Annotated in this window: 20 protein-coding genes and 1 tRNA gene; 8 read left to right on the top strand and 13 right to left on the bottom strand. The window is 57.1% G+C overall.

All coding sequences use genetic code 11. The annotated features are described in order from the left end of the window. Positions 1–137: 137 nt before the first annotated feature. Complete coding sequence (gene mltB / locus BN1135_RS11610) at positions 138–1220, top strand: lytic murein transglycosylase B (RefSeq protein WP_042021377.1); 1083 nt, start codon at positions 138–140, stop codon at positions 1218–1220. A 149-nt stretch (positions 1221–1369) separates the two neighbouring features. Here the strand turns inward: mltB and BN1135_RS11605 are convergent, their stop codons facing one another. Both BN1135_RS11605 and dnaQ read right to left on the bottom strand, forming a co-directional pair. Then, positions 1370–2641, bottom strand: a complete 1272-nt coding sequence (locus tag BN1135_RS11605) for a TIGR03503 family protein (RefSeq protein ID WP_042021230.1) — start codon at positions 2639–2641, stop codon at positions 1370–1372. Beyond that, positions 2638–3372 (bottom strand): DNA polymerase III subunit epsilon, encoded by a 735-nt coding sequence (gene dnaQ, locus BN1135_RS11600; protein WP_042021228.1) that lies wholly within the window; start codon positions 3370–3372, stop codon positions 2638–2640. Before dnaQ ends, BN1135_RS11605 begins: the two co-directional genes overlap by 4 nt. 75 nt (positions 3373–3447) lie before the next feature. On the opposite strand from dnaQ, the gene rnhA reads away from it, so the two are divergent. Further along, on the top strand, positions 3448–3912 hold the full coding sequence (rnhA, locus tag BN1135_RS11595; protein WP_042021226.1) for a ribonuclease HI: 465 nt from the start codon (positions 3448–3450) through the stop codon (positions 3910–3912). Here rnhA and BN1135_RS11590 read toward each other — a convergent pair. Continuing rightward, on the bottom strand, positions 3900–4622 hold the full coding sequence (locus BN1135_RS11590; protein WP_042021223.1) for a methyltransferase domain-containing protein: 723 nt from the start codon (positions 4620–4622) through the stop codon (positions 3900–3902). The two genes, rnhA and BN1135_RS11590, sit on opposite strands and share 13 nt — an antisense overlap. 72 nt (positions 4623–4694) lie before the next feature. Between BN1135_RS11590 and gloB the strand changes: the two genes are divergently transcribed. Together gloB and BN1135_RS11580 are read left to right on the top strand one after the other, a co-directional pair. Further along, positions 4695–5459, top strand: coding sequence for a hydroxyacylglutathione hydrolase (gene gloB, locus BN1135_RS11585; protein ID WP_042021222.1), 765 nt, complete (start codon positions 4695–4697; stop codon positions 5457–5459). 70 nt (positions 5460–5529) lie between these two features. Next, positions 5530–7092: a lytic transglycosylase gene (locus BN1135_RS11580; protein WP_042021220.1), complete on the top strand. Its 1563-nt coding sequence runs from the start codon at positions 5530–5532 to the stop codon at positions 7090–7092. A gap of 162 nt (positions 7093–7254) precedes the next feature. On the opposite strand, the gene astE is transcribed toward BN1135_RS11580, so the two are convergent. Together astE and BN1135_RS11570 are read right to left on the bottom strand one after the other, a co-directional pair. Further along, on the bottom strand, positions 7255–8280 hold the full coding sequence (gene astE, locus BN1135_RS11575) for a succinylglutamate desuccinylase (RefSeq protein WP_042021219.1): 1026 nt from the start codon (positions 8278–8280) through the stop codon (positions 7255–7257). 294 nt (positions 8281–8574) lie between these two features. Further along, on the bottom strand, positions 8575–8784 hold the full coding sequence (locus BN1135_RS11570; RefSeq protein WP_042021218.1) for a DUF1127 domain-containing protein: 210 nt from the start codon (positions 8782–8784) through the stop codon (positions 8575–8577). A gap of 523 nt (positions 8785–9307) precedes the next feature. Here BN1135_RS11570 and BN1135_RS11565 point away from each other — a divergent pair. Next, entirely contained in the window at positions 9308–10201 is an 894-nt protein-coding gene (locus BN1135_RS11565; protein ID WP_042021216.1) for a DNA replication terminus site-binding protein, read from the top strand. A 138-nt stretch (positions 10202–10339) separates the two neighbouring features. Here the strand turns inward: BN1135_RS11565 and BN1135_RS11560 are convergent, their stop codons facing one another. From BN1135_RS11560 to punC, 4 genes are all read right to left on the bottom strand, one after another. Then, positions 10340–14203 (bottom strand): DEAD/DEAH box helicase, encoded by a 3864-nt coding sequence (locus tag BN1135_RS11560; protein WP_042021215.1) that lies wholly within the window; start codon positions 14201–14203, stop codon positions 10340–10342. A 406-nt stretch (positions 14204–14609) separates the two neighbouring features. Next, entirely contained in the window at positions 14610–15464 is an 855-nt protein-coding gene (locus BN1135_RS11555; RefSeq protein WP_042021214.1) for a patatin-like phospholipase family protein, read from the bottom strand. Between the two features lie 634 nt (positions 15465–16098). After that, the gene (locus BN1135_RS11550) at positions 16099–16824 is read right to left on the bottom strand and encodes a CBS domain-containing protein (RefSeq protein WP_042021213.1); all 726 of its coding nucleotides are present in this window, start codon (positions 16822–16824) and stop codon (positions 16099–16101) included. 185 nt (positions 16825–17009) lie between these two features. Beyond that, the gene (punC, locus tag BN1135_RS11545; protein ID WP_042021212.1) at positions 17010–18197 is read right to left on the bottom strand and encodes a purine nucleoside transporter PunC; all 1188 of its coding nucleotides are present in this window, start codon (positions 18195–18197) and stop codon (positions 17010–17012) included. A 120-nt stretch (positions 18198–18317) separates the two neighbouring features. Here punC and punR point away from each other — a divergent pair, with 120 nt between their 5' ends. After that, a complete protein-coding gene (punR, locus tag BN1135_RS11540) occupies positions 18318–19235 on the top strand; it encodes a DNA-binding transcriptional activator PunR (RefSeq protein WP_042021211.1) in 918 nt (305 codons plus the stop codon). A gap of 212 nt (positions 19236–19447) precedes the next feature. Here punR and BN1135_RS11535 read toward each other — a convergent pair. Further along, positions 19448–19537 (bottom strand) — tRNA-Ser (locus tag BN1135_RS11535). 328 nt (positions 19538–19865) lie between these two features. Next, positions 19866–20012 carry a hypothetical protein gene (locus tag BN1135_RS22145; protein WP_175479120.1) on the bottom strand — a complete coding sequence of 49 codons (147 nt, stop codon included), beginning with the start codon at positions 20010–20012 and terminating at the stop codon, positions 19866–19868. On the opposite strand from BN1135_RS22145, the gene BN1135_RS11530 reads away from it, so the two are divergent. Further along, positions 20011–20934, top strand: coding sequence for a L,D-transpeptidase family protein (locus BN1135_RS11530; protein WP_139245252.1), 924 nt, complete (start codon positions 20011–20013; stop codon positions 20932–20934). The genes BN1135_RS22145 and BN1135_RS11530 overlap by 2 nt on opposite strands. Positions 20935–21003: 69 nt before the next feature. After that, positions 21004–21990, top strand: a complete 987-nt coding sequence (locus BN1135_RS11525; protein WP_042021209.1) for a DUF481 domain-containing protein — start codon at positions 21004–21006, stop codon at positions 21988–21990. Between the two features lie 120 nt (positions 21991–22110). Here the strand turns inward: BN1135_RS11525 and BN1135_RS11520 are convergent, their stop codons facing one another. Continuing rightward, positions 22111–23526: an SLC13 family permease gene (locus tag BN1135_RS11520; RefSeq protein ID WP_042021207.1), complete on the bottom strand. Its 1416-nt coding sequence runs from the start codon at positions 23524–23526 to the stop codon at positions 22111–22113. A gap of 245 nt (positions 23527–23771) precedes the next feature. Further along, a complete protein-coding gene (locus BN1135_RS11515) occupies positions 23772–24497 on the bottom strand; it encodes a MaoC family dehydratase (RefSeq protein ID WP_042021205.1) in 726 nt (241 codons plus the stop codon). Positions 24498–24705: the final 208 nt, after the last annotated feature.

The following is a 24705-nucleotide window of genomic DNA, read 5'->3' as shown; positions in this document are numbered from 1 at the left end:
GCTGAACAGTGCAACCCTCACCGGAGGGCTAATCCATCGCTCGATGAATTGGCAGCCAACAAGGCACACGGAACACTTGCACGTGGATGACAATGTTTTACCATGACGGCACTTTTTTCAGTCTCTTTGAGAACCCTATGCGTCGCCTTGCCTCTCTTCTCACTCTGTCGTTATTCCCCCTGCTCGGTGGCTGCAGCAGCGCCCCGGCCCCCAAGCCCGTGGTCATCCCCCAGCCCAACAGCGCCTTTATCAATCAGGTGCCATCGAGTAAACCCGTTTATACACAAGGGGTTAGCAAAGGGGATTTCGCCAATCGCGCCAATGTGGACAGATTCGTCCAGAAGATGGTTGAGAAGCACGGTTTTGACAGCGCCCAGCTGCATCAGGTGCTGGCACAGGCAGAGCGTTACGACTGGATCATCCGCCTGATGGATGCCCAGGCGCCGACCACCGCCAAGCCCACCGGCCCGACCGGTGCCTGGAACCGCTATCGCGCCAAGTTCATCACCCCCGACAACGTGCAAAACGGCGTCAACTTCTGGCGTGAATACGCAAGCGAGCTCAACCGGGCAGAACAGATCTATGGGGTACCGCCGGAGATCATCGTCGGCATTATCGGGGTCGAGACCCGTTGGGGCCGGGTAATGGGCAAGACCCGTATTCTGGATGCGCTGGCCACCCTGGCGTTTGATTACCCGCGCCGCGCCGAGTTCTTCACCAGCGAGCTGGAAGCCTTCCTGGTGATGACCCGCGACGAGGGGATGGATCCCACCGAACCCAAGGGCTCCTACGCCGGCGCCATGGGCTATGGCCAGTTCATGCCCTCCAGCTTCCAGCGCTATGCGGTGGACTTTGATGGCAACGGCCACACCAACTTGTGGGATCCGGTGGATGCCATCGGCAGCGTCGCCAACTACTTCAAGGCCCACGGCTGGGAGAAAGGCCAACCGGTGGCGGTGCGCGGTCAGGGCCAACTGCCCGGCTATGAGCATGGCTTCCAGACCCGCTACCCGGTCGCCACCCTGCGCAGTGCCGGTTTGACCCCCACCAGCAACCTGGGCAACCACAGCGAGTCGAGCCTGCTGCGTCTCGATGTGGGCACCGGCTACCAATACTGGTACGGCCTGCCCAACTTCTACGCCATCACCCGCTACAACCACAGCACCCACTACGCCATGGCGGTGTGGCAGCTGGGTCTGGCGGTCAAAGCGGCACGCTAACAACACCATGAGGCGCCATGGCGCCTCATATCAACAAACGGGAGGCAGGATCTACTGGCGATAAACCAGTCGATCCTGCCTCCCGTGTTCTATTGTGGTTCACCATTTGTGGGGCAACATAGTTGCGCACCGATGCGGCAACCGATTCATCACTGCTCTGGCAAGTTAAGATCCAGCTTGGCGGCCGGTTGCGCCGATTGCTGATTTTCAGCCTGCGCCGCAGCCAGGGCTCGCTTGAGAGCCCGCCGTTTTTGCACCACCACAAATCCGACCCCACCCAGTATGACGGCCAATAACACCCCGCCACCGGCCAGCACCCAGACTAACCAGCTTATACCTTGCTTTTCTGGTACTTCATCAGTCGCTGCAGCACTGGAGGCCACTGGCGCTACCACCACAGGCTCAGGAGGTGGTGGCGGTGGAAAGATGTTGAAGGTTTTAGCCGGTAAGGTAATTTTCAGCTCACGGCCCTGCAGGGTGGTGCCATACAGGGTGGCATTCACCACATGTTGCCCGACCGCGGTGATCATGGAGAGATCAATGTCCAATTTGGGCTCAATGGCCATCTCGCTAAAAGCGTAATCCCCCCCCGCATTACTGGTCACACGACCTTTAACCACCACAGAGGCAGGATCCAGTTCATCACGATCAATCAGCAGTGAAAGTTTGGCGCCCAACTCTTCTGAAGGCGGCGCCAGGCTATAGGCAAACGGAGAGGGATAGAGCAGGATGTCCTGATAACGGGCCCGCACGAACACCTGATTACCGGTGCTGAACATGGCGCGGTACTTGCCGGCGGGAATATCCTGCAGGCTCACTTCCGCGGTCATGATGCCGTCGCCCGGCACTTCATCGAGCCCCTTGCCATCATCGCGATAGTGGCCAAGTACCTCATCCAGCACCACCCTTTGCTGGCTGGCATCGCTGAAGGATTGCAGCTTGACGGTCATCCCCAGATCAGAGAGGTAATATTTATCCTTTGGCGGCTGACCATTAATCAACAGCCATGACTTGAGCTTGATCAGCTCCCCCTGATAGAGCTGCATCGGTAGCGCCGCGATATCGAGCCGGATATCGGAGAGGATGCGCACCCGATTATCGGGGTCGACCTCGCCAATGGCCTGCCAGGGACCGGGCATGGGATTGCGCAGGGTAATAAGGTCATGTTCAGGGAGTGCCAGCCAGCCAACCTCATCGGGTTTGACCTTGCCGACATAGAGCTTGCTACCATCGGGCCGCACCAGGATCACCGAAGGGGTTTGTGGCTTGCGCTTGACGATAAAGGTGATCTCCTTCACCCCGGAATCAATACGAAAACGGTTATCCAGCAACGGAATATCGGAGGGTGCAAACACCTCAGTCTCGGTCGCTGTTGCGCCCAACGAGGCTAACAGCAGCAGGCAGCCCCACCACTTGCTCACTCTCGCCACAGGCAACTACCTCCTTTTTTCTGCACCAAATCGAGTCTGGCCTCGTGCAGTGCCAGATCCTCGGCACTGGCGCGCACAATATTGAGCGCGGGACGGTTGCTCTCCAACCGCCGAATACTGGTGTCCTGATTGTTTTCATTTTCGCTGTTTTCGCTCGCCAGATTCAGCTTGGTCTGGCCACCGGTCATCAGCAGATAGACATCCGCCAGGATCTCCGCATCGAGCAAAGCCCCGTGCAAGGTCCGGTGAGAGTTGTCTATGCCGTAGCGATCACACAGCACATCCAGGTTATTACGCTTGCCGGGAAAGATATCCCGGGCCATTGCCAGGGTATCTGTGATGCTGCAGATATCTGCCGTCTTGAAGTCGAGTCCGAGCTTGCTGAACTCGTAATCCATAAAGCTGACGTCAAACGGCGCGTTGTGAGCGATAAGCTCTGCGCCACGAATAAACTCGATGAAGTCATCAGCTATCTGTCTGAAGGGAGGCTTGTCCGCCAGATACGCATCCGTAATGCCGTGCACCTGGATGGCTTCCGGGTCGACCAGACGATCCGGCTTGATATAGACGTGGTAGTGATTACCGGTCAGCTTGCGGTTGACCACCTCCACACAGCCGATTTCGATGATGCGGTGACCCATATAGATAGGGCCGCCACTGGTGTTCATACCCGTGGTTTCAGTATCCAGGATGATCTGGCGATTCAGTTGGGGTGTGTTCATGATCCAATCTATGTCAAACTTCGGTTTTACTCGCTAGTTTACCCCAAGCCTCATGCTAAAACAGATTGATTGCTCATGTTAAAACACATTGATGTCTATACCGATGGCTCCTGCCTCGGTAATCCCGGCCCCGGTGGTTACGGCGCCGTCATGGTCTACGGTACCCATCGTAAAGAAATTTCCGCAGGCTTTACCCTGACCACCAATAACCGGATGGAGCTGATGGCCGCCATCATGGGCCTGCGCACCCTCAACGAACCGTGCAAGGTACGTCTCACCACCGACAGCCAGTATGTGCGCCAGGGGATCACCCAGTGGATCATCGGCTGGAAGAAAAAAGGGTGGATCACCGCCAGCCGTCAGCCGGTCAAAAATGTCGATCTCTGGAAGGAGCTGGATGCGGAAGTGGCTCGCCATCAGATCGAATGGCTCTGGGTGAAAGGCCATTCGGGTCACCCCGAAAACGAGCGCTGTGACGAACTGGCCCGTGACGCCGCCTGCGGCAAGGATCTGGCCGAGGATACCGGCTACCAGCCCTGACGTGCCATTCCCGGTGTGGCAAGCGACTTTGGCAACTGCCAGCGCCGCCGCACCGGGAGCAATGGAAAGCGCCGTTTACGGGCCGCGATCACGTATACCGAGGCAAACGCCCTGCAATAATCCCGCCCGACACTCTCTCGCCACCAGCTATGCCAGCTCTGCTTGCCCATGAGCGAGTAGCCAAAACGATCATCAAACATCACCTCACAACCCAATAGATGGAGCCAGTCCGTGACTCGTCCAGGGGTGAACATCCGTGCCGACCAGGGCAGTTTTCGCCGCAAGAACGGCACACAATGACCTATCCCGACCAGACTCAAGGGGTTGTAGCCACTGATGATTAACCAGCCATCGTCGGTCAGCACCCGTTCGGCTTCACGCAATACCTGATGGGGATCGGCAGAGAAGTCGAGGCAGTGGGCCAGCAGGCAGGCATCGACGCTGCCGGTACGTACCGGCAGATCCAGCGGATCGCCATACATATCGAGCAAGCGCCCGCTGGGCGCCACCCCTATTTGATGGCGAATGGATGAACGTTTACAGGAGAGTTCGGCACTCAGGGCGCCTATTTTCAGCAGATGATAACCAAACAGATTGGGACACCAGTTGTCGAGTCGATCCTGGATTTCTGCGGCTACCCAATCCCCCATAGGGAGGGCAGACCAGCTGGTCGGTATCTCGATTTGTTGTTCGGTATGTGCCACCTGCATAATAGAGCTCAACTCGGGGTTTCGAACGCCATCCTGTTATATAAGATACCCTCCCTAAAGAGAAGCAAACTCATGTATACCGTCATCACAGTTCCTGCCTTTAATGACAACTATATCTGGTTGATCCGCCACGAAAATCACTGCCTGGTGGTCGATCCTGGCGAGGCCGCGCCGGTGCTGGAGCGGCTCGCAGTGCTGGGGTTGCAACTCGATGCCATTTTGCTGACCCATCATCATCATGATCATGTGGGCGGCGTCACTGAACTGCTCGCCCACTTCCCCCATGCCAGACTCTATGGCCCCAAACTTGACCCCATGCCGGATCACCACGGCCAGTGGCTGGACGACGGCGATCAGATCACCTGGCACGGCCTCGCCCTCGAGGTGCTCCATGTGCCCGGCCACACCCGTGGCCACATCGCCTACCATGGCAACGGCATGCTGTTTTGTGGCGACACCCTCTTCTCGGCCGGTTGTGGCCGACTGTTTGAAGGGACGCCGGAGCAGATGTACCACTCGCTGCAACGGCTCGCCGCCCTGCCCGATGAAACCCTCATTTATTGTGCCCACGAGTACACCCTCTCCAACCTGCGGTTTGCCTATGCGGTCGAACCGGGCAACCCGGCGATCCAGCGTCAGATCGGTCTGATCAGCAAACTGCGCCAGCAAGGGCTGCCAAGCCTGCCGACCCGACTGGCAGACGAGCGCACTTTCAACGTTTTTCTGCGCTGCGAGCAGGATTCGGTAAAATTTTCTGCTGAAAAGCATGGGCTAAAATGCGTGGAAAATCCGGTAGATACCTTCACCATACTGCGCCAGTGGAAGGACGTTTTTTGAACAAACCTTGATCAGAGGGGCATTGCCCCTTATGATGCCCGCTGTTTTTCCTAAAAATGACCGGAGCGAGATGAAGGTACGAACGGCCTTATTGGCGGCGCTGTTGCTCAGCGGCTGCCAAAACCTGAGCCATCAGGATGACCGGGCGCTAACGGCAATCGAGTCGATCAAGTCCCCCCAAGTCAACAAAAAAGCGCACAAAAAGCACGCTTCCGGTTTTCTGTTTAGCGATGAACAGCTAGACGAAATGGAAGATACCGACAATCTGTGGGTACGTATCAGCAATGACATGCAGCTTGATACCCCAGAGAATGATCGCGTGCGTCAACAACGTGCATTGCTGTTGCGTAATGATATGCATCTGGCGACCATTGCCAGCCGGGCTGAACCCTACCTCTATTTGATGGTGGCGGAGATTGAACGGCGTGAGCTGCCAATGGAGCTTATTACTGTCCCGATGATCGAGAGCATGTTTGATCCCCATGCCCGATCCCGCAGCAATGCGGTGGGTCTGTGGCAGTTTGTGCCCGCCACGGGCAAGAACTTCGGTCTGCGCCATGACAACTGGTATGACGGTCGCCGTGATGTGATGGCCTCTACCAATGCGGCGCTCGATTATCTGGAATACCTCAACCGCTTCTTTGATGGCGACTGGCTGCAAACCCTGGCCGCCTACAATGCCGGTGAAGGTCGGGTGCGCAACGCCATTCAACGCAACCAGCGCGCCGGTCGACCGACCGATTACTGGTCGCTGGACCTGCCCCGCGAAACCCGGATGTATGTCCCCAAGATCCTGGCCATGGCGGACATGATCAGCAATGCCGACAAGTACAACGTCCAATTGCCGGTGCTCGCCAACCAGCCGCAGCTGCGGGTAGTAGATACCGGTAGCCGGATCGATCTGAACGTGGCGGCACAACTGGCGGGCCTGCGCACCTCACAGCTCAAGGAGGTCAATCCGGCCTTGAGCCGTGGCGTGATGTCCCCCCGTGGCCCTTACCGTCTGCTGGTACCGGTAGAGTATGCCGATACCCTGGAGCTGGCGCTGGCCGATCTGCCCCAAAGTGAGCGCACTCGCACCACTACGGGCTCTGGCTCCTATCTGGTCACCAGTGGCGACACCCTGTCACGGATCGCCCAGAATCACGGCGTCAGCGTCAGTGAACTGAAGCTGGCCAACAATCTGCGCAGCAATAACCTGCGTCGTGGTCAGCGACTGGAGATCCCGGACAACGGTCGGGTCAGCAGCAAAGCCACCCCCGCCAGCAAGCCTCAGCAGCTTGCCAGCCGTGGCAGCAGCCAAAACAAGATCAACTATAAAGTCCGCTCAGGTGACAACCTGTGGAGCATCAGCCAGACCCATGGCGTCTCCCATAGCGAACTGGCCAAGTGGAACGGTCTGAATGCCAAATCGGCACTCAAGCCGGGCATGAAGTTGGTGGTCTATACCAAGCCAGGCAAGAAGAGCGGTAAGTCGATGGTGTATCAGGTACGCCGCGGTGACTCTGTCTCCTCCATCGCAGCCCGCTTCCAGGTTGCCATCAACGATGTGATGCGCTGGAACCAGCTGGATAAAGGGGAATACCTCAAGCCCGGTCAGGAGCTGACCCTGTTTGTGAAGAACAACAGCTAAGCGCCACCCCTTGAACTCGATAAAAAAACGGGGCCAGTCAGATGACTGGCCCCGTTTTTTTTATTCCTGCGGCAAAGCGCTGTGTCTCAGCCGCAAACCCAAACAGTGGGCTTGGCGCCGCCTGCGAACGCCTCACCACTCTGCCGGCAAAGAACTCAAGCGCTATTCCCAGAGCCTTGTTGGCACCACCAGCAACACGGTGCGCTGGCCGACCGCCACGTTGGCATTGGGAAAGACGACGGCTTCTCGCGGCTGCTCAACCGTGTAGCGCAGCTCGCCATCCTCGGCCAACACGAATCCTTGGGGAAATTCGGTGAAGTTGTCCACATCGCTGGCAAACAGGAAGCGAAAGTCCGCCGATTTTTTAGTGATCACCCGATCGATGGCAAACAGGGTGAACTCCTCCGCCCGCCAGGGCTCCAGCACCACTTCATCCTGACTAACCAGCTCTTGCAGTGCCTGCCGGGTCTCGATAAAGCGGGTCATGTCGTTCTCGCCAAACGGCCGAACCTTGCCCAGCTCCACCGTAAAGGCATGGGCCCCATGCTGGCGGGAGCTGTAGTAGCTGAAGGTGGTGGTGGGGGCATTAGACAGCAATAGGGTACGCACCCCACAGGCGCCAAGGAACTGCACCTGCTCGCGGCAGTGGGGCCGCTCGTGGGGGAAGGGGTAGACGGCGAACTTCTCGTGGCGAGAGCCGCGAATGGCGGTGTGCAGATCGTAGTGATAGCGAGGCCGGGCCGGATCGGCAAAGAAGCGGCTCACATACTGCTCGAGGCGCATGGCGCGGATCCGCTCCCGATTGCAGAGCCCCTCCCCCTTGCTGTGGGCACCAGAGAAGAGCCGGTTCATGTTCTCCTCTACCTCTCGCAGCCCCAGATTCATCGCCGCCGGATTGCCAAACAGAAACAACAGCCGATGGCGGGCGCTCAGCTCGCCAGAGAGCAAACGGCTCAGCAGCTGGTTGCAGATCTCGATGGGGGCGGTCTCGTTGCCGTGAATGCCGCAAGAGAGGACGATATCCTTGCGCCCGTCCAGCAATTCGCCTGCGCCACTGGCAGGCTCCAGACAGAGCACTCCCGTATCCCAGACGCTGACCCGCGCGCCGTCGGGCAAGGCAAAATCAAAGGGCTCAAGCTGCCACTCATTGCTGCGGGTCAGGGCCAAAAAATCGTGCTGGGGAATCATCCGTCTCACCCTCTTGCTCTGGATCACTATGGCCGGATTATACGCAAGGCGTCGCGGCTTAAAATCGTTTTTTAAACAAATTCAAACATTAACGACACAATTTTGATAACAATCGAACGACGACAGCAATGACAGTAGCGATGTGAAATAAAGAGGAGAGGAAAGAGGATCAACGAACAACAGGGGGAAAATGGGGGGAGATAAAACAGACTATTGCCGGCCTGATAGCAGGGCGCCACAGGGGCAGGACAGCAAACGAGTCAGCAGAAAAACGAGGCATCCATGCCCGGTTGATCAACCACGCCAGAACGGCTTGGTGGTCTCTTGATAACGGTCAGCCTCGTTCAGGCCGATGTCTTTGAGCAGGTACTCGGGCAGCTCGGAGAGCTGGCGACGGCTGCGGCTACGCTCCAGCCAAGTCAGAACGGCCATTTTCACCCGGGCAACCAGATTCAATTGGCTGGACTGCTGGTAACCGGTTTCGGTATAAGTCATGTTGGCCATGTTGTGGCTCCTCTGGATTATGTTTGCGCACTGGGCTTTATTTGATGCGCAAAGCTTAGTCAGGGAGACCATCCGACTCAATTGACGAATTTTGATACATTACATTAGTAAAACTAATGGCATAAATCTGACTGATACGATTTTAATCATTTGATTTATAACGAGTAATTAAATCACCATTCGGCCATCCACTGCCCACAGCATATTGTGCTGCATGGCACCACCTTACATATGCAATTTACCGCCCTGCCTATGCACTCGCCAATATGCCCCCAAGCGCTGGCAACCCCACCATTACATTCAGTTGTTAATCAGGTGATCTTTTGGTGATCTCTATTTAACACAGTGATACATAAAACAAACTTCAGGTCATTCACTCACATCCTGCTGAACAGCAACCTGCAAACGAGCCCCTTGGCGCGCAACCGACACAATGATATGGTTATTTATACAGTAGTTTAGTCGCCCGCCTTTGACGCCATCGCTTATGCCGTCAAAGGCGGATGCAACCACAGGATCATCGATGGATACCTTTACCCCGACCGCGGCCCTGCGCCAACAGATGGAAGCCATTGAAGCCTCCCTGCACCAGCTGACTGACCTGCTCGGCCAGCTCGCGCTGCAAGAGGCCCATGTCTACCCCCTTCCCCCGGTGCCACAAGGGGAAGAGCACGACCCGATCGAACAGATTGAGGTGGGTTACCTCAACGGTGAAGCGGCGCTGGCGGCCACTCTCGCCGCCTATCGGGATCACAGTGCCCGCCCCGGCTGCTCCACCAAGGCGACTCATCGGCTGCCCGGCTGGTTGCGCTTTCCTGCCGCCGCCGCCCCCTTGCTGCAACCGCTGATAGACCAAATCAACCAGCACAAGCTCGATTTCAAGGGACTGGTGCAGCAGGCGGGCGGACGGGACGAGAAGTTTGATCTGGTGCACACCGCCCTGCCCGGGGTGATCACCTTGCAGGTCTATCGCAAACTGACCCTGCTGGCCGGGGAGCTACAGTCCCTCGGCTTTACCTGGGCCGACAAGCAGACCATCAATCGCCTCCGTCGCGAGCAGGTGCTGGAGATGCTGGAGCGCAGCCGCCGCTACATTCCGGCCCTCTCCAACAACGAGGAGTGGAGCAAGATGGTGGATCAGGAGGTGTATGACATTCGCCGCCTGCCCGCCGATGCCGAGTTGCGGATCCGCCGCCCGGTCAAGACCCACCCGATGATCAACCTGCTCTGGCTGGAGCGCACCCCGCGCAAGCAGCAGATCAAGGCGAGCCTGCCGCTGCTGCTCTGCTCGGATACCCCGCCCGCGGTCACCCATCTGGGCAACTACCCCCCCAAGAGCCGACAGGCGCGGCGGGATCGCAAGATTGGTGGCGAGCCCATCATCGAGCGGCTGCACCTCTATCTCTATCAGGGGTGACTGGATCAGGAGTAACTGGGCCGCCTTGCCGCGATAAACGACGCATCCCACATCAGCATCCCAAACGAGAAAGGGGGAGAACATCTCAAGATGTTCTCCCCCTTTTCTGCAGGTATGGATGGAAGACGGTTAAGCCAATCAGCCCATCAGCAGGGCCCGCAGGCTCTCCACATCCAGCCCGCGCACCTCGGACTGGCCGCTCAGCAGGCCATCGGCCAGCGCCCGCTTCTCGTCGTGCAGGGCGACAATCTTCTCCTCCACCGTCTGCTCGCACACCAGCCGGTACACAGTCACCGGCTGGGTCTGCCCCATCCGGTGGGCCCGATCGCTCGCCTGATCTTCCACCGCCGGGTTCCACCAGGGATCGAGGTGCAGCACGGTATCGGCCTGGGTCAGGTTGAGGCCGGTGCCCCCCGCCTTGAGGCTGATGAGGAACAGTGGCACCGCTTCATGACGAAAACGCAGGATGGAGTCCTGACGGGACTTGGCGGAGCAGCCGCCATCCAGATAGCAGTAATCCCAGGATTTCTGCTCGATGCGGGCACGCAGCAGGCTCAGCAGATCGACGAACTGGCTGAACACCAGCACCCGATGACCGCCGTCGATCGCCTCTTCCAGCAGCGCCATCGCCTCGTCCAGCTTGCTGCTGGTCTGCGACCACTCGGGCATCACCAGCTCCGGCGAGCAGCAGAGGCGGCGCAGCCGTGTCAGACCGCTCAGAACATGCATCAGAGCGCGGCCATCGGCGCTTTGCACCTGCTGCACCACTTCACGCCGGGTCGCCTCGTAGAGCTGGCGCTCTTCGGGGGAGAGGCTGATGTGATGGATGATCTCGGTCTTGTCCGGTAGCTCGGTCAGCACCTGCTGCTTGAGACGGCGCAGGATGAAGGGGCTGATCACCGCCCGCAGCAGCGCCATGTGTTGGGGATCCTTGACCGCCTTGCCAAAGCGGCGCTTGAACTCACCGAGGCTGCCGAGCAGCCCCGGGTTGATAAAGGTAAACAGGCTCCACAGCTCCCCCAGATGGTTCTCGATGGGGGTGCCGGAGAGGGCGAGGCGAAAGTCACCGTCGAGCTGGAACAGCAGCTTGGCGCGCTGGGTACCGGCATTCTTGATCTGCTGCGCCTCATCGAGCACCATGCTCGACCAGCGGCGGGATTTGAGTGCCTCCGCCAGACTGCCGAGCATGCCGTAGTTGATGAGGATCAACTGACCGGCCTTGGCCTCGCGAATGATCGCCTCGCGCCCGGACGCATGTTCAAACACCACCACCTCCAGTTCGGGGGCGAAGCGAGCCACCTCTTCCTGCCAGTTGGTGACCACTGACTTGGGCACTACCACCAGCGCCGGGCCCAAGTGCTGGCGCATCCGCAGTACGATCAGCGCCTGCAGTGTCTTGCCCAGACCCATGTCATCGGCCAGACAGGCACCAAAACCATGATGGGCCAGGGTCGCCAGCCAGCGCACCCCATCCTTCTGGTAGTCTCGCAGCGCGGTGAGCAGCTCGTCCGGGCACGCGACCTCCTGCTGCCACTCCTGCTGCAGGGATTGCCACGCCGTATCCCCTTCAGTGGTAATGACCGAGAGCAGGCGCGTGAGCGGATAGGCCAGCTTGTTGTTGATGCGCTGCTCTTCATCGAGCATGGCCCCCAGCATGGTAAGCCGCTCCACCAGCTTGTCGCTCAGCATCAGGCTGGTCTTCTCGTCGAGCTGAACGGTGCGCTGGCCCGGGGTCATCTGGCGCAAGATAAGGCGCAGGTCGAGGATCTGATGCTCATCGAGCGCCAGCGCCCCTTCGACCTGGAACCAGTCCTGCCGCCGCTCGATGCGCAGGCTCAGGGCCGCTTCATCAAGGCTCTTGAGGCGGGCGCTATCCTGATGCCAGTGAATCACCACGCCGGCATCCACCAGCTCGGGCAGGGCATTGACCAGCGCCAGCGCCTGCTCCCCTTGCAGCAACCACTCGCTACCGGGCAAGCCGATAGGCAATTGATTGCGCAGCAGCTGGGCCTGCACCTTCTCGGCCGCGAGATCGCGCTGCCAGTAGTGGTACGCCTTGATCCCCTGCCGCACGATGGGCTCCCCCTTGCCAAGGGGCTGGGGCGGCAGCTCGTCAAAGCGGGTAACCAGCTTGACCGACAGCTGGCCATCCTGCCAATCCAGTTGCACTGACGGAATACCCGGCCAGGGGGCCAGTTCGGCATTGCCGCTAAGCCCCTCGACCTGACTGTGCCAAGGGAGTTCAACAATACCATCCAGGGTGCGTTGCAGCTCGGCGAGCCCTTCGGCGGGCAACAGCGGGATAGATTCGAGCGCGGGCAGCCGGTCGAGCAGCGGCTGCGGGGTGAGGATCAACTGCCACAAGTCTTGCGCCAGCGGCACTATATGGGCCCCGCGCGCCGCGGCATCCGGGCAGAGCGCCGCACTCATTCCCTGCTCGGTGGCGACCACCTGCAGCAAGGGCGCACTGATGGCCAGTTGCAGCTTTTGCCCCTTGGCATTGAACAACCGCGGATGATCGGCCAGCGGTGGCCAGACATCCCGTGGCAACTGTCCCATCACCCGTGGCAGGGTGCGCACCAGCGCCCAGTCGTGCTCATCGAGCATGGCCGCATATTGGGTGGAGAGCAGCGCCGGATCGACCCGACGCCCAGCGGTCCACTCCCCCTTGGTACTCAGTTTCTGGATCTTGCACTCCAGCTCCGGGCCCTCGGCATGGAGCAGCCACACCAGCCGCTCCTGGGGCTTGCGCACCCCGCTGGAGCGACCCAACCCCTGCAACCAGTTGAGCCAGCTGGCAGAGGCCGCACTGTTATCTTCGTCGGCCTCCTCTTCTTGCTCATTCGCTTGACTATCCGCCGAGCCATGACTGCTACGCAGCTGGCAAAGGGGCGCCCCTTTGGCCCCCTCCCCCAGCAGAATACGCAGCAGATCCTGACAGAACGCCATCAGGCGATGATGGGGCTCGGCATCGAGCAGATGGGTAAGATCCCACTTGTGCAGCATCGCCACTTGCGGACTCTGGGCGCCGTGACGGGCCAGCGCGCAGAGATCGAGCCAGAGATAACCCCAGTGAAGCTCCTCCACCGGCAGTTGCAGGGTATCGAACAGACCGACCGCCTGACCGTGACGATCGCCCGCCCACTGGCTGAGCAGATCCGAGAGCAGCGGGAACTGGCCAGTCAGACTGCGCTGCCACTTCTTGCGCTGTTCGCTGGCAATGACCGGATCGGCCTGCTGCAACCAGCCAAGCCAGAGCAGGGCGCTGAACGAACGGGGCCACTGCCCGGCATTACCTTCATCACCGCCCTGCCACTGACCCAGCGCTGTCAGCAAATGCTCATCGAGCGGGCCACTCTGGCTCTGCTGGGCCAACGCCTGCAGCGCAGGCCAGCAGGTGGTGGCATCCTTGTTGCTCTCCAGCTCACCATCACCGCAAAGCCAGTGCCACTCGGCCTCACACTCTTTGGCTCGGGTCTGTACCTCGGGAGTACAGCGCACCAGGGCATTGGCCAGCGGCCAGCGCTCTTCATAAGGGGCATCGAGCAGCAGTTGCAGCGAGAAGTGCTCCAGCAGCAGTTGCTGCCAGGCGGGGCTGGAGCCTGCCAACAGTTGGTATGCATCCGGCGTATCGAGCAGGGTCAGCAGATCGCTGGCGGAAAAATAGGTCGGTATCTCTCCCGCCTTGCCGCGACATAGCTCGCGCACCACCGCATGGGTGAGGTCCTGCCCGGTCAACGAGGGCACCCGGCTCCAGTCCGGCGCCGGGCAGAGTCCGGCACGCACCCCGAGGATCAAGGCCAGGGTGCCTTCGGCAGTCAAGCTCCACTGCTGCTCTCCGCGCAATCTCACCAACCCGGCCTCTTGCAGCGGAGTCAGTTTATCGATCAGCGCATGGCCAACCGCCAGTTGATCTTGCAGCAAACGGGTACTGGCGACGCGCTGCAATTGCAGGGTGCTGAGCAGGGCATAACTATCCGAAGAGAGGGTGGACGCAGACATCAAGACTCACGGGCAGGTGCAAAAGCGGAATTTTAACGGTAAAGCGTCAGCGGCTCGACCCTTAACTGCGAAATAACTCAAAAAAAAACGGCCATCCGTGATGACCGTCGAAAGTAACGAAGGAAATAGCCGGATTGTCCGGTACTTCCCACAGCGGGAAAATCGAGGGCGTGAGCCCCAAATTCGTGCCGTCATGCTAGAGCCTGGCGACGGAAAAAGCTATGAAGCAGATCACAGTTGAAAAGGATTTCTGAAAGCGATTTCAAGTTCAGCTGCAAAAATGCGGCGAATCCCCCTTGAACCGGCAAACGCTCACAGGTATGAGAAAAACAGGGCGTGGCGGACATCCGGGGCCCTGATGAATGCTCATGAATGCGCCATTGACTCGTCTCTGCCGCCTGATCGCTCAGGCTATCTCTTCTCTCGCCTGCAACAGGCTCTGGCATCCCTGCCAGTAGCCCTGCAGGTAACCGGCGTCGAGCTTGGCTGGATCTTTGGTGAAACGAGATACCGCAAAGTCACCGGGCGGTGCTATCACCTCAATCTTGCAATCAGCAGGGGGATTGGCGATGAAATCGAGGGCTCGGTTGTAATGATACGCACGCATCAGCATGGCGTTGGCCAGCGCGGGCTGGGTCTTTAGCAATGTCTTCACCATCCAGCAGAAGCGTGCTGGCTTCTTTCTATATCCCCATGGCTCGGACAGGATGACCATCAGCTGGCGTGCTCCACGGCGATAGGCTTCGATCACCGGGATGGAGTCACTGAGACCGCCGTCCGCCATGGGACGACCTTCGACACAGGGTGTTTCATGCTGCACCACGGGCAAGGAGCAAGTGGCCGTCAGCACCTCAGCCATATTGTCATGACGTACCGGCAAGTAGGCGGCACAGCCCGTCTCCACGTCAGTGGTCACCGCATAGAACGGGATTGCCCGCTCACGAAAGGTGTCGAAATCGAGTGGAAAACGGTGACAGCTGGTGCGCCACAACCACTCAATGTCTACCAGATTGCCGCCCTTGACGAAGCGTAACGGGTCGAGGAAATCCGAGCTGCAGGCGAGCTCGGTAATGATGTGGTGGCTACGACGGGTCTGGCCGCTCAGGTAGGAGAGCAGGGCCGTCGCGCCGGCCGAGACACCGATGGCAAAATCAAAGGGGAAATAGCCACTCTCGATGAAAGCATCGAGGACTCCGCTGGCAAAAATGCTGCGCATGGCCCCGCCCTCGACGATGAGGGCCGACAGGGCGCCGTCGGTCATCGCTGGCCCCCAAGATGAAACCCCTGGCTGGATATAAGACACTGCACGAGTTTGGATCGCGGGCGGCCATTTTTCTGGGTAGGTCATTGATATCATCCGTCGGTAGATTGGCTATCTTACTAGGCGGCCATGGGGGGTTCGCAGACCATAGCGGCAAGCTATTTTCATATGGCTTGTATTGGTGTTTTGTTCAGATAACAGAGGCCTCGTTGTCGGAGGCATCCTGACTCTGTATCTCACTTTCCTTCTGGCTCGGCATAAATTGCTGGAGCTAAATATGTGTTGTAAGAAAGGCTCTCGTGCAAGCAACTAATAACCAAGAATAAAATAACACTGGCCATAGTATTTTCTGTGTAGATACGACTAACGTTAAACAAAATTTTCCAGCACCCCACCGAATGACGACATTAATATATTGCCAAATTATGCCATCCACCCCGCGATGACATTTTCACTAAATATTGAAGCCTGTGAAATAGATGGTAGCCTGCCATTAAGGAAGGGGACTTATTGGAAAGGGGATGTTTTAAATTTCTGCACTGTTGAAATCCCAGTTATTAATCATTGGCTATTCATCATCGCATTTTAAGCGGCGCCATTATCGACAAGATTCACCATCAACAGAGGAGAGGTATCAATCATCTCTGGCGATACAAAATCCTGTTGTTGGCTCGATGAAAACAAGATGATCACAGATATCGCCATTGCCAGTCACCTCTTCTATCAACGTAATCAAGGCCGCTCTTATATTTTCATCCCAAATAGCACCGCTGATATCTACAACACCATTTTTGACATTAATCCTGATGTTGCTCTTGGGCGCCCAAGGCTGACTATGTATTCGGTCTATTATTTCTTTTTGCATCGAGTTGTCATCGGTAGTTTTTTCATGTGCCCTCTCTGGGGTGCGGTCGCGTTGCAATATGGTGCGAAGCGCCTTTAAAATGTCAACCCGGGTGATAATACCGACTAACTTGCCTGCCTTCACAACGGGAACTCGCTTGATATTATTCTTTTCCATCAAACCGATGACCTCATCCAGTGGCGCCTCTGGACTGACCGTTAACGGTCTGGCGGTCATAATCGCCCCTGCATAACAGGCATGGCTTTGGACGTAGTCCTTGGCAAGCTTGTCTGGGCCTAAAAAGAGTGCTTGCCAGTGCGGGCGTTTTATTTCCGTGCCCAGTTCACTTCGGCGCAGCAGATCTCCCTCAGTGATAATACCTACCATTATCCCGTTACTGTCGAGTACTGGTAATCCACTTATTTTTAAATCGAGCAGCAAGTCTACAACCTCAAATACAGGGGTGTTTTCGTTGACGGTAATCGGGGTACTAGTCATCACATTAGCGGCTATCATGGTTATCTCCTGACGTTAGGGTTGTTGACCGTTAAATTATCTGTGTCTCATTAAACTATGACAGTGAGCGGGTACGCTCAGCCGTGTAACCCACTACCGACAAGGTCAATGCCAAGACGGCACAACCAGCTCGCGAAATATCGGTTAACTCCATACGAATTTGGGCAATGCGACTAATTTGCTAACTAAACCGTGGCCAACTTTAATTGACCATTACGTTTCGAACGCGCTAACCAATAGCCCAACAGCGCCAACGGTGCGCTCGCCAGCATTACGATCGCGGTGATCTGCAGTGGCTGCTCGATCATGGATGACACCAGAAGGCTGCTAAGAAAGCACAATCCCAATTGCAGCGTATTTTGCAACGCAGCAGCCTTGCCAGAGTTTTCCACAAATGGCATCAGCGCATTGGTCATAACGATCGGATAACTGGCGGCATTGACCAGCGCCATCAGGCTGAATGGGATCAGTAAGCTAAAGAGGGTTGGCTCGGTGAACGTGGCAACAACATACAACACCACCATACAGAGGCAATACGCCACTAGTAACCAAGGCAACAAGGTCTTGCCATGGAAATGTTGCAAGGCGCTGCGGCAACCAAACCCCCCCACTAAAAATGCGAGTGTAGGCGGTACATAGCTCCAACCAATATCACTGGGGCTATAGCCCATATCCCCAAGGATAAAAGGCGAAGCGGTCAGCCAGGCGAAGAAACTGGCAGAAGATGCGGCAAAGATCATCACGTTACCGGTGAATACCCGCGACGTGAGCAAATGTCCATAACCAAGCCGAGATGGGGCTTTGTCGGTGATCAAACGTTTTGGCTGCGATTTAAGACCGAATGTCAGTAACAGCAATAACAGAGAAATACCCAACAACACCGCGAAGATTTCCTGCCAGCCCCAGTGCTTCAATACAAAAGCACCGAGTAATGGCGCCAGCGCCGGTGACAGGGACATCAGGGGTATGATGCCAGCAAACACCCGACGGGCCTTGTCCGCTGAATAACGGTCGATCACCAGCGCTTGCCAACTGACGGCAGCGGAACACACGCCAATCGCCTGGATAAACCGCAGCGCCCATAACTGAGGTGCGCTCTCGACCCAGAACATGCCCAGACAACCGAGCACAAACAAACTCAAGCCCATGAGCAGAACTGGCTTGCGCCCAATGCGATCCGAGAGCGGCCCCCATAGCAACTGTCCCACGGCAAAGCCTGCGAGGAAAATGCTCAAGCTGATGCCTACGGCACCAGCCGAAATCTGCAACTGCTGACCCATGACCCCAAACGCAGGCAGGTACATATCCATGGCCATCTGGCCGAGCATACTCAGCCCAATCAGGTAGCCGGTGAAGCCAAAGGATTTGTTCATTCAACACCCCAAAAAATTAAAAACAAATATTTTGTTAGCAGCGGCCATTATATTTATTGATTTTTTGGTGTGAAGCGGTAATAAATGATGACATGTATCAATATTTTTGAATGCAAGTAAATGTGGTCTGAATATTCATTGGATGTAGTCAGTTCCGTGGCACGACACGGCAGTTTCAGCGCCGCGGCTCAGGAACTGCACCGCGTGCCTTCGGCGGTCAGCTACACCGTGCGCCAACTAGAACAATGGCTGGCTGTGCCACTGTTCGTCCGGCGCCATCGCGACGTGGTGCTGACACCCGCTGGCAAGCTTTTCATTGAGCAAACGCGGGAGGTGATGAAAAATATGCTCGACACCCGCCGCCTGTGTCAGCAAGTAGCCAACGGATGGAGCGGTCAGTTAAAAGTAACGGTCAACGCCATCGTCAAACAAGAACGTTGCCAACAACTGGTGCTGGATTTTTATCGGCAGTTTCCCGATGTGGAATTGCTGCTTGGGTATGAAGAATTCAACGGTGTGTGGGACGCTATCGCGGATGAGACTGCCGACATTGTCATCGGTGCCAATAGTGCCGTGCCGGTGGCCAGTCGCTACAGTTTCCGCGACATGGGCCAGCTGAACTGGTTGTGTGTCGTCAGCGCCCGACACCCGCTAGCATCTTTGAGTAGTCCGCTAAACGACGACCAGCTGCGGTTCTACCCTTCATTGTGCATACGCGACACCTCGCGCAATCTCCCCACTCGCGACACATGGACCCTGGACAACCAGCGCCGGTTGGTGGTACCAAACTGGGCCTCGGCCTTGGATTGTTTGCAAGAAGGCTTATGCGTGGGTATGGCACCGACACATCTGGTACAGCCATTTATCAAACAAGGCGACCTGGTTGCCCTGGATCTACAACGACAGTTCATCTCCAGCCCATCCTACATTGCCTGGAACCAGGACAAGCATTCGCTTGCCATGGCTTGGGTACTCGATTACCTGGGAGATACCGAGACGATGAATCAGGAGTGGTTAAATGGAGAGGTTATCGTTTAATACTCACGTCCAAGGTCGTCTCGCGTTCAACCTGTTCGCCTCGCAGGCTGAATTCGAGCGCCAGTTGATCAAAAGAGGGGGCGAACGGATCGCATCGGTGGCCGTTCATCTGCATACCCTACCAGCCAATGCCTAGTGGCATGCTGGATGGCATACCAGCAAAAGCAGAAAATGAAAAAGCCCAACCTAATCAAAAGGCTGGGCTTGGTATATGGCGGAGAGACAGGGATTCGAACCCTGGGTGGCATTGCTGCCACAATTGATTTCGAGTCAATCCCGTTCGGCCACTCCGGCATCTCTCCATGGCGCAGATTTTGACTCAAGCCTGGATGGGATAGCAACAAAATATGATATATATCAAATAGCTAAATAAGATATCTGGGAGCAGGCTCACAATGCGACTGTGCTAACCACCCTCAATAGCCATGATCTCCCTTCCCATGTGCCGGACATCTTTTTCCATTCAAAGTGAATGATCGCTGACAACTTCCTCGCACGCCGGATCGGGTTCAGGGGCCGCCCCTCAACATACCGCTCTTTCGCCGCACTTATTCATCAGGTCGTAATCTTGTATCTGTTTTTCCCACTTGGCATTCAAACATGTGGAAGAAGCCGATTTTGGCAGGTTTCCTATGCATCCCTAAACCGTTGCGGGTGCGCGGCAAGCTGGTAATCATAGGCTGATTGAGGAACAATCGCGCCATCCTGGCGGCTGTTTTGATTATTTTCCGCCCCGATCACACTGATGGATTTCCCTATGCGATTGCCGATACTCATGACCCTCTCCATAAAGCCTGCGCTATCCCTGCTGCTGGCTGCGACCATGCTCTGCGCCGCGCCCGCACAGGCCAAGCGCTACCCGCTGCCGCCGGCAGAGAGCCGCCTTGTGGGCGAGCTGGAGGATTACATCATCCAGCAGGATGAGCATCTGGAGCTGGTTGGCAAACATACCCAGATTGGTTTTTTGGCGTTGCTTGAGGCAAATCCCGGCGTAGACCCCTATTTACCCAAGCCGGGCACCCGCTTGACGCTACCCACCCAGATGCTGCTGCCCGATGTGCCGCGCGAAGGAATTGTCATCAATCTGCCCGAGCTGCGCCTCTACTACTTCCCCAAAGGCAAGCCAGAGGTCATCGTGCTGCCCATCGGGATTGGTGATATCGGCCGCGAGACTCCCGAGATGACCACCACCGTCATCGAGAAAAATCCCGACCCGACCTGGGTGCCCGGCCCCATGGTGCGTAAATCCTGGCTGGAGCAAAAAGGGATCACCCTGCCTGCCGTGGTGCCCCCCGGCCCGGAAAACCCCCTCGGCAAGTTCGCCATGCGCCTTGGCTATGGCAAGCGCGACTACCTGATCCACGGCACCAACAAGGATTTTGGCGTAGGTCTGAGGGTGAGCGCAGGCTGCATCCGCTTGCGGCCGGACGATATCGAGGCACTGTTCAAGATGGTGCCTATCGGCACGCCGGTGCGGGTTATCAACCAACCGGTCAAGGTGGCCATCGAACCCGATGGGCGACGCTGGCTGGAGGTACACTCCCCGCTCTCCCGTACCGAAGAGGAGCTTGAAAATGGGGCCCCTTTGGTGCTATCACCGGCCATAGAGCACTTTATCGCGGCCCCTGAAGTCGCACAGGATGAAGTCTCCGCTGCGCTGGACAGTAAAAATGGCCTGCCCCGGCCTATCAGTAGCTAGCTATCCAGCGGCTAGATCAGCAGTGGCTACGCCATCAGAGCCTGAGTCATACCGGAGTTGTCATACGCCATGAAATACCTGCCCCTCCTGCTCATCCTGACCAGCCACTGCTTGTGGGCAAAGGACATTCTCTGGATGAACAACGGCGATCGCCTGACCGGCACCATTGAAGAGATCGGCGAGGAGTCGGTGCGTATCGCCCTGCCCTATACCGGCGCAGTTACCGTCCAGCGGGATGCCATCAAGCGCTGGCGGCTGGAGAAGCAGGATAAACCCAAGGCGACCGCCAAAGGGGGGATCAAGCTGTTCAAGGATGAGCAGAATGAGCGCAATGCCTGGCTCTGGACCGGCAATGGCGATCTCAACGTCAAACTCAAAAACAAAGACAAACACACCAACAACGTCAACTTCAAGGGCAAGACCGAGCTGGCCAATCTGGACTGGCGCTACAGCCTATCCGGTGAATACTCCTACGAAACCTCTGACAGCGTCACCGATAGCCACGACTACAAGCTGAACCCGACCCTTGACTACTTTTTCGATCATCAGTGGTTTGTACGCAGCTCGCTCAATGCCGAATATGACATGCTGGAGAGCAGCTACCTCAGCCTCGACTATGGTACAGGCCCGGGCTACCGCTTCTGGAACGAGAAGCGCCGTCGGCTGGAGTTCGTGGCACAAGGGGGCCTGCGCAAAGCCTACTTCAGGGAAGAGAGCGGGATTGGAGTGATCTTTAAAGGCAACCGGATCATTGATTATCCCTTTGCCAGCATGAACTGGGATTATCGCCAACCTATCCCGCTGTGGCGGGAGAAACTGGAGCTGTTCAGTCAGGGGCGCTATCTGGTCTATCTGGATCAACCCTCCCCCTATATCACCCTGGATCGAGATGTGTCCGGCAGCGTGGGCCTGCGCTACTACTTCAACGATCACCTGCGCCTCTCCTGGTCGAGTGAGATGGAGTGGGAAGATGGGGAAGTGAATTTCTTCGGCATCGAGCAAGAATACAAAGAGACCGAGTTCAAGCATCTGCTCAGTCTGGGTGCCAGTTTCTAAGTCGATCACAAAGTCGAGCACAAACAAGAGGAGCCAATTTGGCTCCTCTTGTCATTCGCGTACACGGTGCTGTGTTGCCTTACCTACGCAGGACCATGGCATGACAGGCAAGAGCCATGGTCAGATCAGCCCCCAAGCCGCAATCTGGTAGATCCATACCATCGCCAGCAGGGTGCCGACCAGTCCCATGATGACACCGATCCGCACCATCTGGCGGCTCTCCACCAGGCCGGTGGCGTGGGCCAGCGCATTGGGCGGGGTACTGATGGGCAGCGACATTCCGAGCGAGACCGAAATGGTGACCGCCAGGATCAGGGTATGGCTGCCACCCCACTCGGCCAGCTCCGGCATACTGACCGCCAGCGCCGCCACCAGTGGCAGCAGCAAGTTAGCGGTTGCGGTATTGGACATGAAGTTGGCCATCACCACCGCCAGCAGACAGGCGCCGACCAGCACCGCCAGCGTGGAGTACTCATGGAACGGAATGTGGGTGATGAGTCGCTCCGCCAGACCGGAGTCCTCCAGTGCCAGCCCCAACGCGATACCGCCTGACACCAGCCAGAGCACGTCGAGAGAGATCTTGTGCAAATCATCTTTGGTGATGATGCCGGTGGTCAGGAACACCGCTACCGGGATCAGGGCAACCACATAGGAGCTCATGCCATGAAAATCCCCCAGCAACCAGAGCACTATGGTGGTGATGAAGGTGAGGTAGACCACCCAGGCACGGGGGGTCTGCATAAAGCGCCCCTCGATCTTGAGATCAATGCGCTTGAGGGTACTCGGGAAGAAGCGCCCCAGCAGAAACCAGCCGAGTAACAACAGTACAGCGACAAAGGGCACCGCAAACCCCATCCACTGACCGAACGAGATAGCATGCTCGCCAGTCAGGTATTTGAGCGCCACCGCGTTGGGCGGAGTGCCGATGGGGGTACCGATCCCACCCAGGTTAGCGGCCAGCGGAATGGCCAGTACGAAGCCGATTTTAGCGGGGTCCTTGTCGGGAAAGACCGCCAGCACCGGTGAGAGAATGGCCAGCATCATGGCGGTGGTGGCGGTATTGCTCATGAACATGGAGAAGGTGGCAGTGATCAACATCAATCCCAGCATGACAATCTTGGGATCCCGGCCAAAGGGGCGCAGCAGCACTCGTGCCAGATTGATGTCCAGCTGATATTTGGTGGCGGCGATAGCGAGGAAAAAACCGCCGAGAAACAGCATGATGACCGGCGAGGCAAAGGTCGCCATCACTTCGGTCGATTTGAGCAGCTCACCAAATCCCGGCTCACTCTTGCCAGCGGTCATGAACCAGAGCCCCTTGTCAGAGAGCAGCAGCAACTCCAGCACTATGATCAGCACCGAGGTGGCAAAGATGGGGATGGGCTCCAGGATCCAGCAGAGGGCGGCCAGCACGAAAATAGCCACGACCCGCTGCTCGACCACCGTTATCCCCTCCAGCGGGATCCACTGGGTCGGGATCAGCAAGATAGCGAGGCTAAGCAGTAGTGGCAGAATAATCTTGTGATTGATGGGCACTATTGTCACCAGAATAGGGAATCAGGCGCCAATAGTCGCACAATATGCTATTTCGTCAGACCTCAATGTGGCCAAAATGGGAGCTGGATAACTGCAGTGGGTCCGGTTTTGTGAGTCATATCAAGCTGGGGTCGGCGCGCAATGGCTGACACCTCACAACTGGCAACAAACAGGCAAAAAAACGGGCCCACTGTTAGTTGAACACTACAGTGGGCCCGTTTCATCATTCATGCCAATCAGGACGCCTAGAAGTAGATGCGGGTCACTGACTCGATCACGCAACCCGGGCGGCGGATCCCTTCGATCTCCACCTTGATCTCCTTGAGCAGCTCCAACCCACCCTTTATCGGGGTCACCCGTGCCAACTTGGTACGAGCGCGGATCTTGCTGTCCACCTTGATGGGGTACGGGAAACGCACCTGATCCAGCCCGAAGTTCACCACCATACGGGCGGTCGGGAACTCGGGGGTGGCCTCATCGACCGAACCGGTCAATTGCGGCAGCAGCGACAGGGTCAGGAACCCGTGAGCAATGGTGGTCTTGAAGGGCGACTCGGCGGCCGCCCGCTCAGGATTGGTGTGGATCCATTGGTTATCGCCGGTTGCCGCAGCAAACTGATCGATCATCTGTTGGCTGATATGAAGCCACTCACCCACATGGGTCTCTTCGCCAACCCGAGCCTGCAGAACCCCATAGAGCTCACCAATCTCGCCCGACAACGCCATCACGGGCTCTTGGGCCATGATCGGCTGACCGTTGGCCACTTGTGCCACGGTTGCTGCATCCTGTTGCTGTTCGCTCTGAGACTCACTCTGCAAGTCCAGTACACGTCCCAACAAAGGGTGAAGATGTGCCTTTTGCTGAAACTCACGCCAGTAGTCGCGGATCGCCGGAGAGAGCCAATCCTTGAGCTCAAAGGGGTGCTGCGCCAAAATTTCGCGCTTGCGCTTCAGAAAATCGACAACTTTCATTTACCGATCCCTATTTGATTCAATGCCGAATAAGAGGTCTAACCAGTCCTATTTTATTAAAGTTTCAGCGGTAAGTGCAAAAAAATCTCGGCGTACACGTGTACCAAGGCAGAAGTAACTACTTACACCATGTAAACCAGCACGATATGCCAATGAGGAAATCGATTACCAGAGATGCAGCCAGCAGGGGAAATTCGCGGGTTCATCA

Origin of the sequence: Aeromonas sobria, assembly GCF_000820145.1 — a bacterium.
In the GTDB taxonomy this organism is placed as follows: Bacteria; Pseudomonadota; Gammaproteobacteria; order Enterobacterales; family Aeromonadaceae; genus Aeromonas; species Aeromonas sobria.
The sequence above is the reverse complement of the archived record's forward strand: the minus strand, read 5'-3'. Positions and strand labels throughout refer to the sequence as shown.

Excerpts from the sequence above, each read along its gene's own strand:
- mltB (WP_042021377.1), top strand. The coding sequence starts at position 138 with ATGCGTCGCCTTGCCTCTCTTCTCACTCTGTCGTTATTCCCCCTGCTC.
- dnaQ (WP_042021228.1), bottom strand. The coding sequence starts at position 3,372 with ATGAACACACCCCAACTGAATCGCCAGATCATCCTGGATACTGAAACC.
- rnhA (WP_042021226.1), top strand. The coding sequence starts at position 3,448 with ATGTTAAAACACATTGATGTCTATACCGATGGCTCCTGCCTCGGTAAT.
- BN1135_RS11590 (WP_042021223.1), bottom strand. The coding sequence starts at position 4,622 with ATGCAGGTGGCACATACCGAACAACAAATCGAGATACCGACCAGCTGG.
- gloB (WP_042021222.1), top strand. The coding sequence starts at position 4,695 with ATGTATACCGTCATCACAGTTCCTGCCTTTAATGACAACTATATCTGG.
- BN1135_RS11580 (WP_042021220.1), top strand. The coding sequence starts at position 5,530 with ATGAAGGTACGAACGGCCTTATTGGCGGCGCTGTTGCTCAGCGGCTGC.
- astE (WP_042021219.1), bottom strand. The coding sequence starts at position 8,280 with ATGATTCCCCAGCACGATTTTTTGGCCCTGACCCGCAGCAATGAGTGG.
- BN1135_RS11570 (WP_042021218.1), bottom strand. The coding sequence starts at position 8,784 with ATGGCCAACATGACTTATACCGAAACCGGTTACCAGCAGTCCAGCCAA.
- BN1135_RS11565 (WP_042021216.1), top strand. The coding sequence starts at position 9,308 with ATGGATACCTTTACCCCGACCGCGGCCCTGCGCCAACAGATGGAAGCC.
- BN1135_RS11560 (WP_042021215.1), bottom strand. The coding sequence starts at position 14,203 with ATGTCTGCGTCCACCCTCTCTTCGGATAGTTATGCCCTGCTCAGCACC.
- BN1135_RS11555 (WP_042021214.1), bottom strand. The coding sequence starts at position 15,464 with ATGACCGACGGCGCCCTGTCGGCCCTCATCGTCGAGGGCGGGGCCATG.
- BN1135_RS11550 (WP_042021213.1), bottom strand. The coding sequence starts at position 16,824 with ATGATAGCCGCTAATGTGATGACTAGTACCCCGATTACCGTCAACGAA.
- punC (WP_042021212.1), bottom strand. The coding sequence starts at position 18,197 with ATGAACAAATCCTTTGGCTTCACCGGCTACCTGATTGGGCTGAGTATG.
- punR (WP_042021211.1), top strand. The coding sequence starts at position 18,318 with ATGTGGTCTGAATATTCATTGGATGTAGTCAGTTCCGTGGCACGACAC.
- BN1135_RS11530 (WP_139245252.1), top strand. The coding sequence starts at position 20,011 with ATGACCCTCTCCATAAAGCCTGCGCTATCCCTGCTGCTGGCTGCGACC.
- BN1135_RS22145 (WP_175479120.1), bottom strand. The coding sequence starts at position 20,012 with ATGAGTATCGGCAATCGCATAGGGAAATCCATCAGTGTGATCGGGGCG.
- BN1135_RS11525 (WP_042021209.1), top strand. The coding sequence starts at position 21,004 with ATGAAATACCTGCCCCTCCTGCTCATCCTGACCAGCCACTGCTTGTGG.
- BN1135_RS11515 (WP_042021205.1), bottom strand. The coding sequence starts at position 24,497 with ATGAAAGTTGTCGATTTTCTGAAGCGCAAGCGCGAAATTTTGGCGCAG.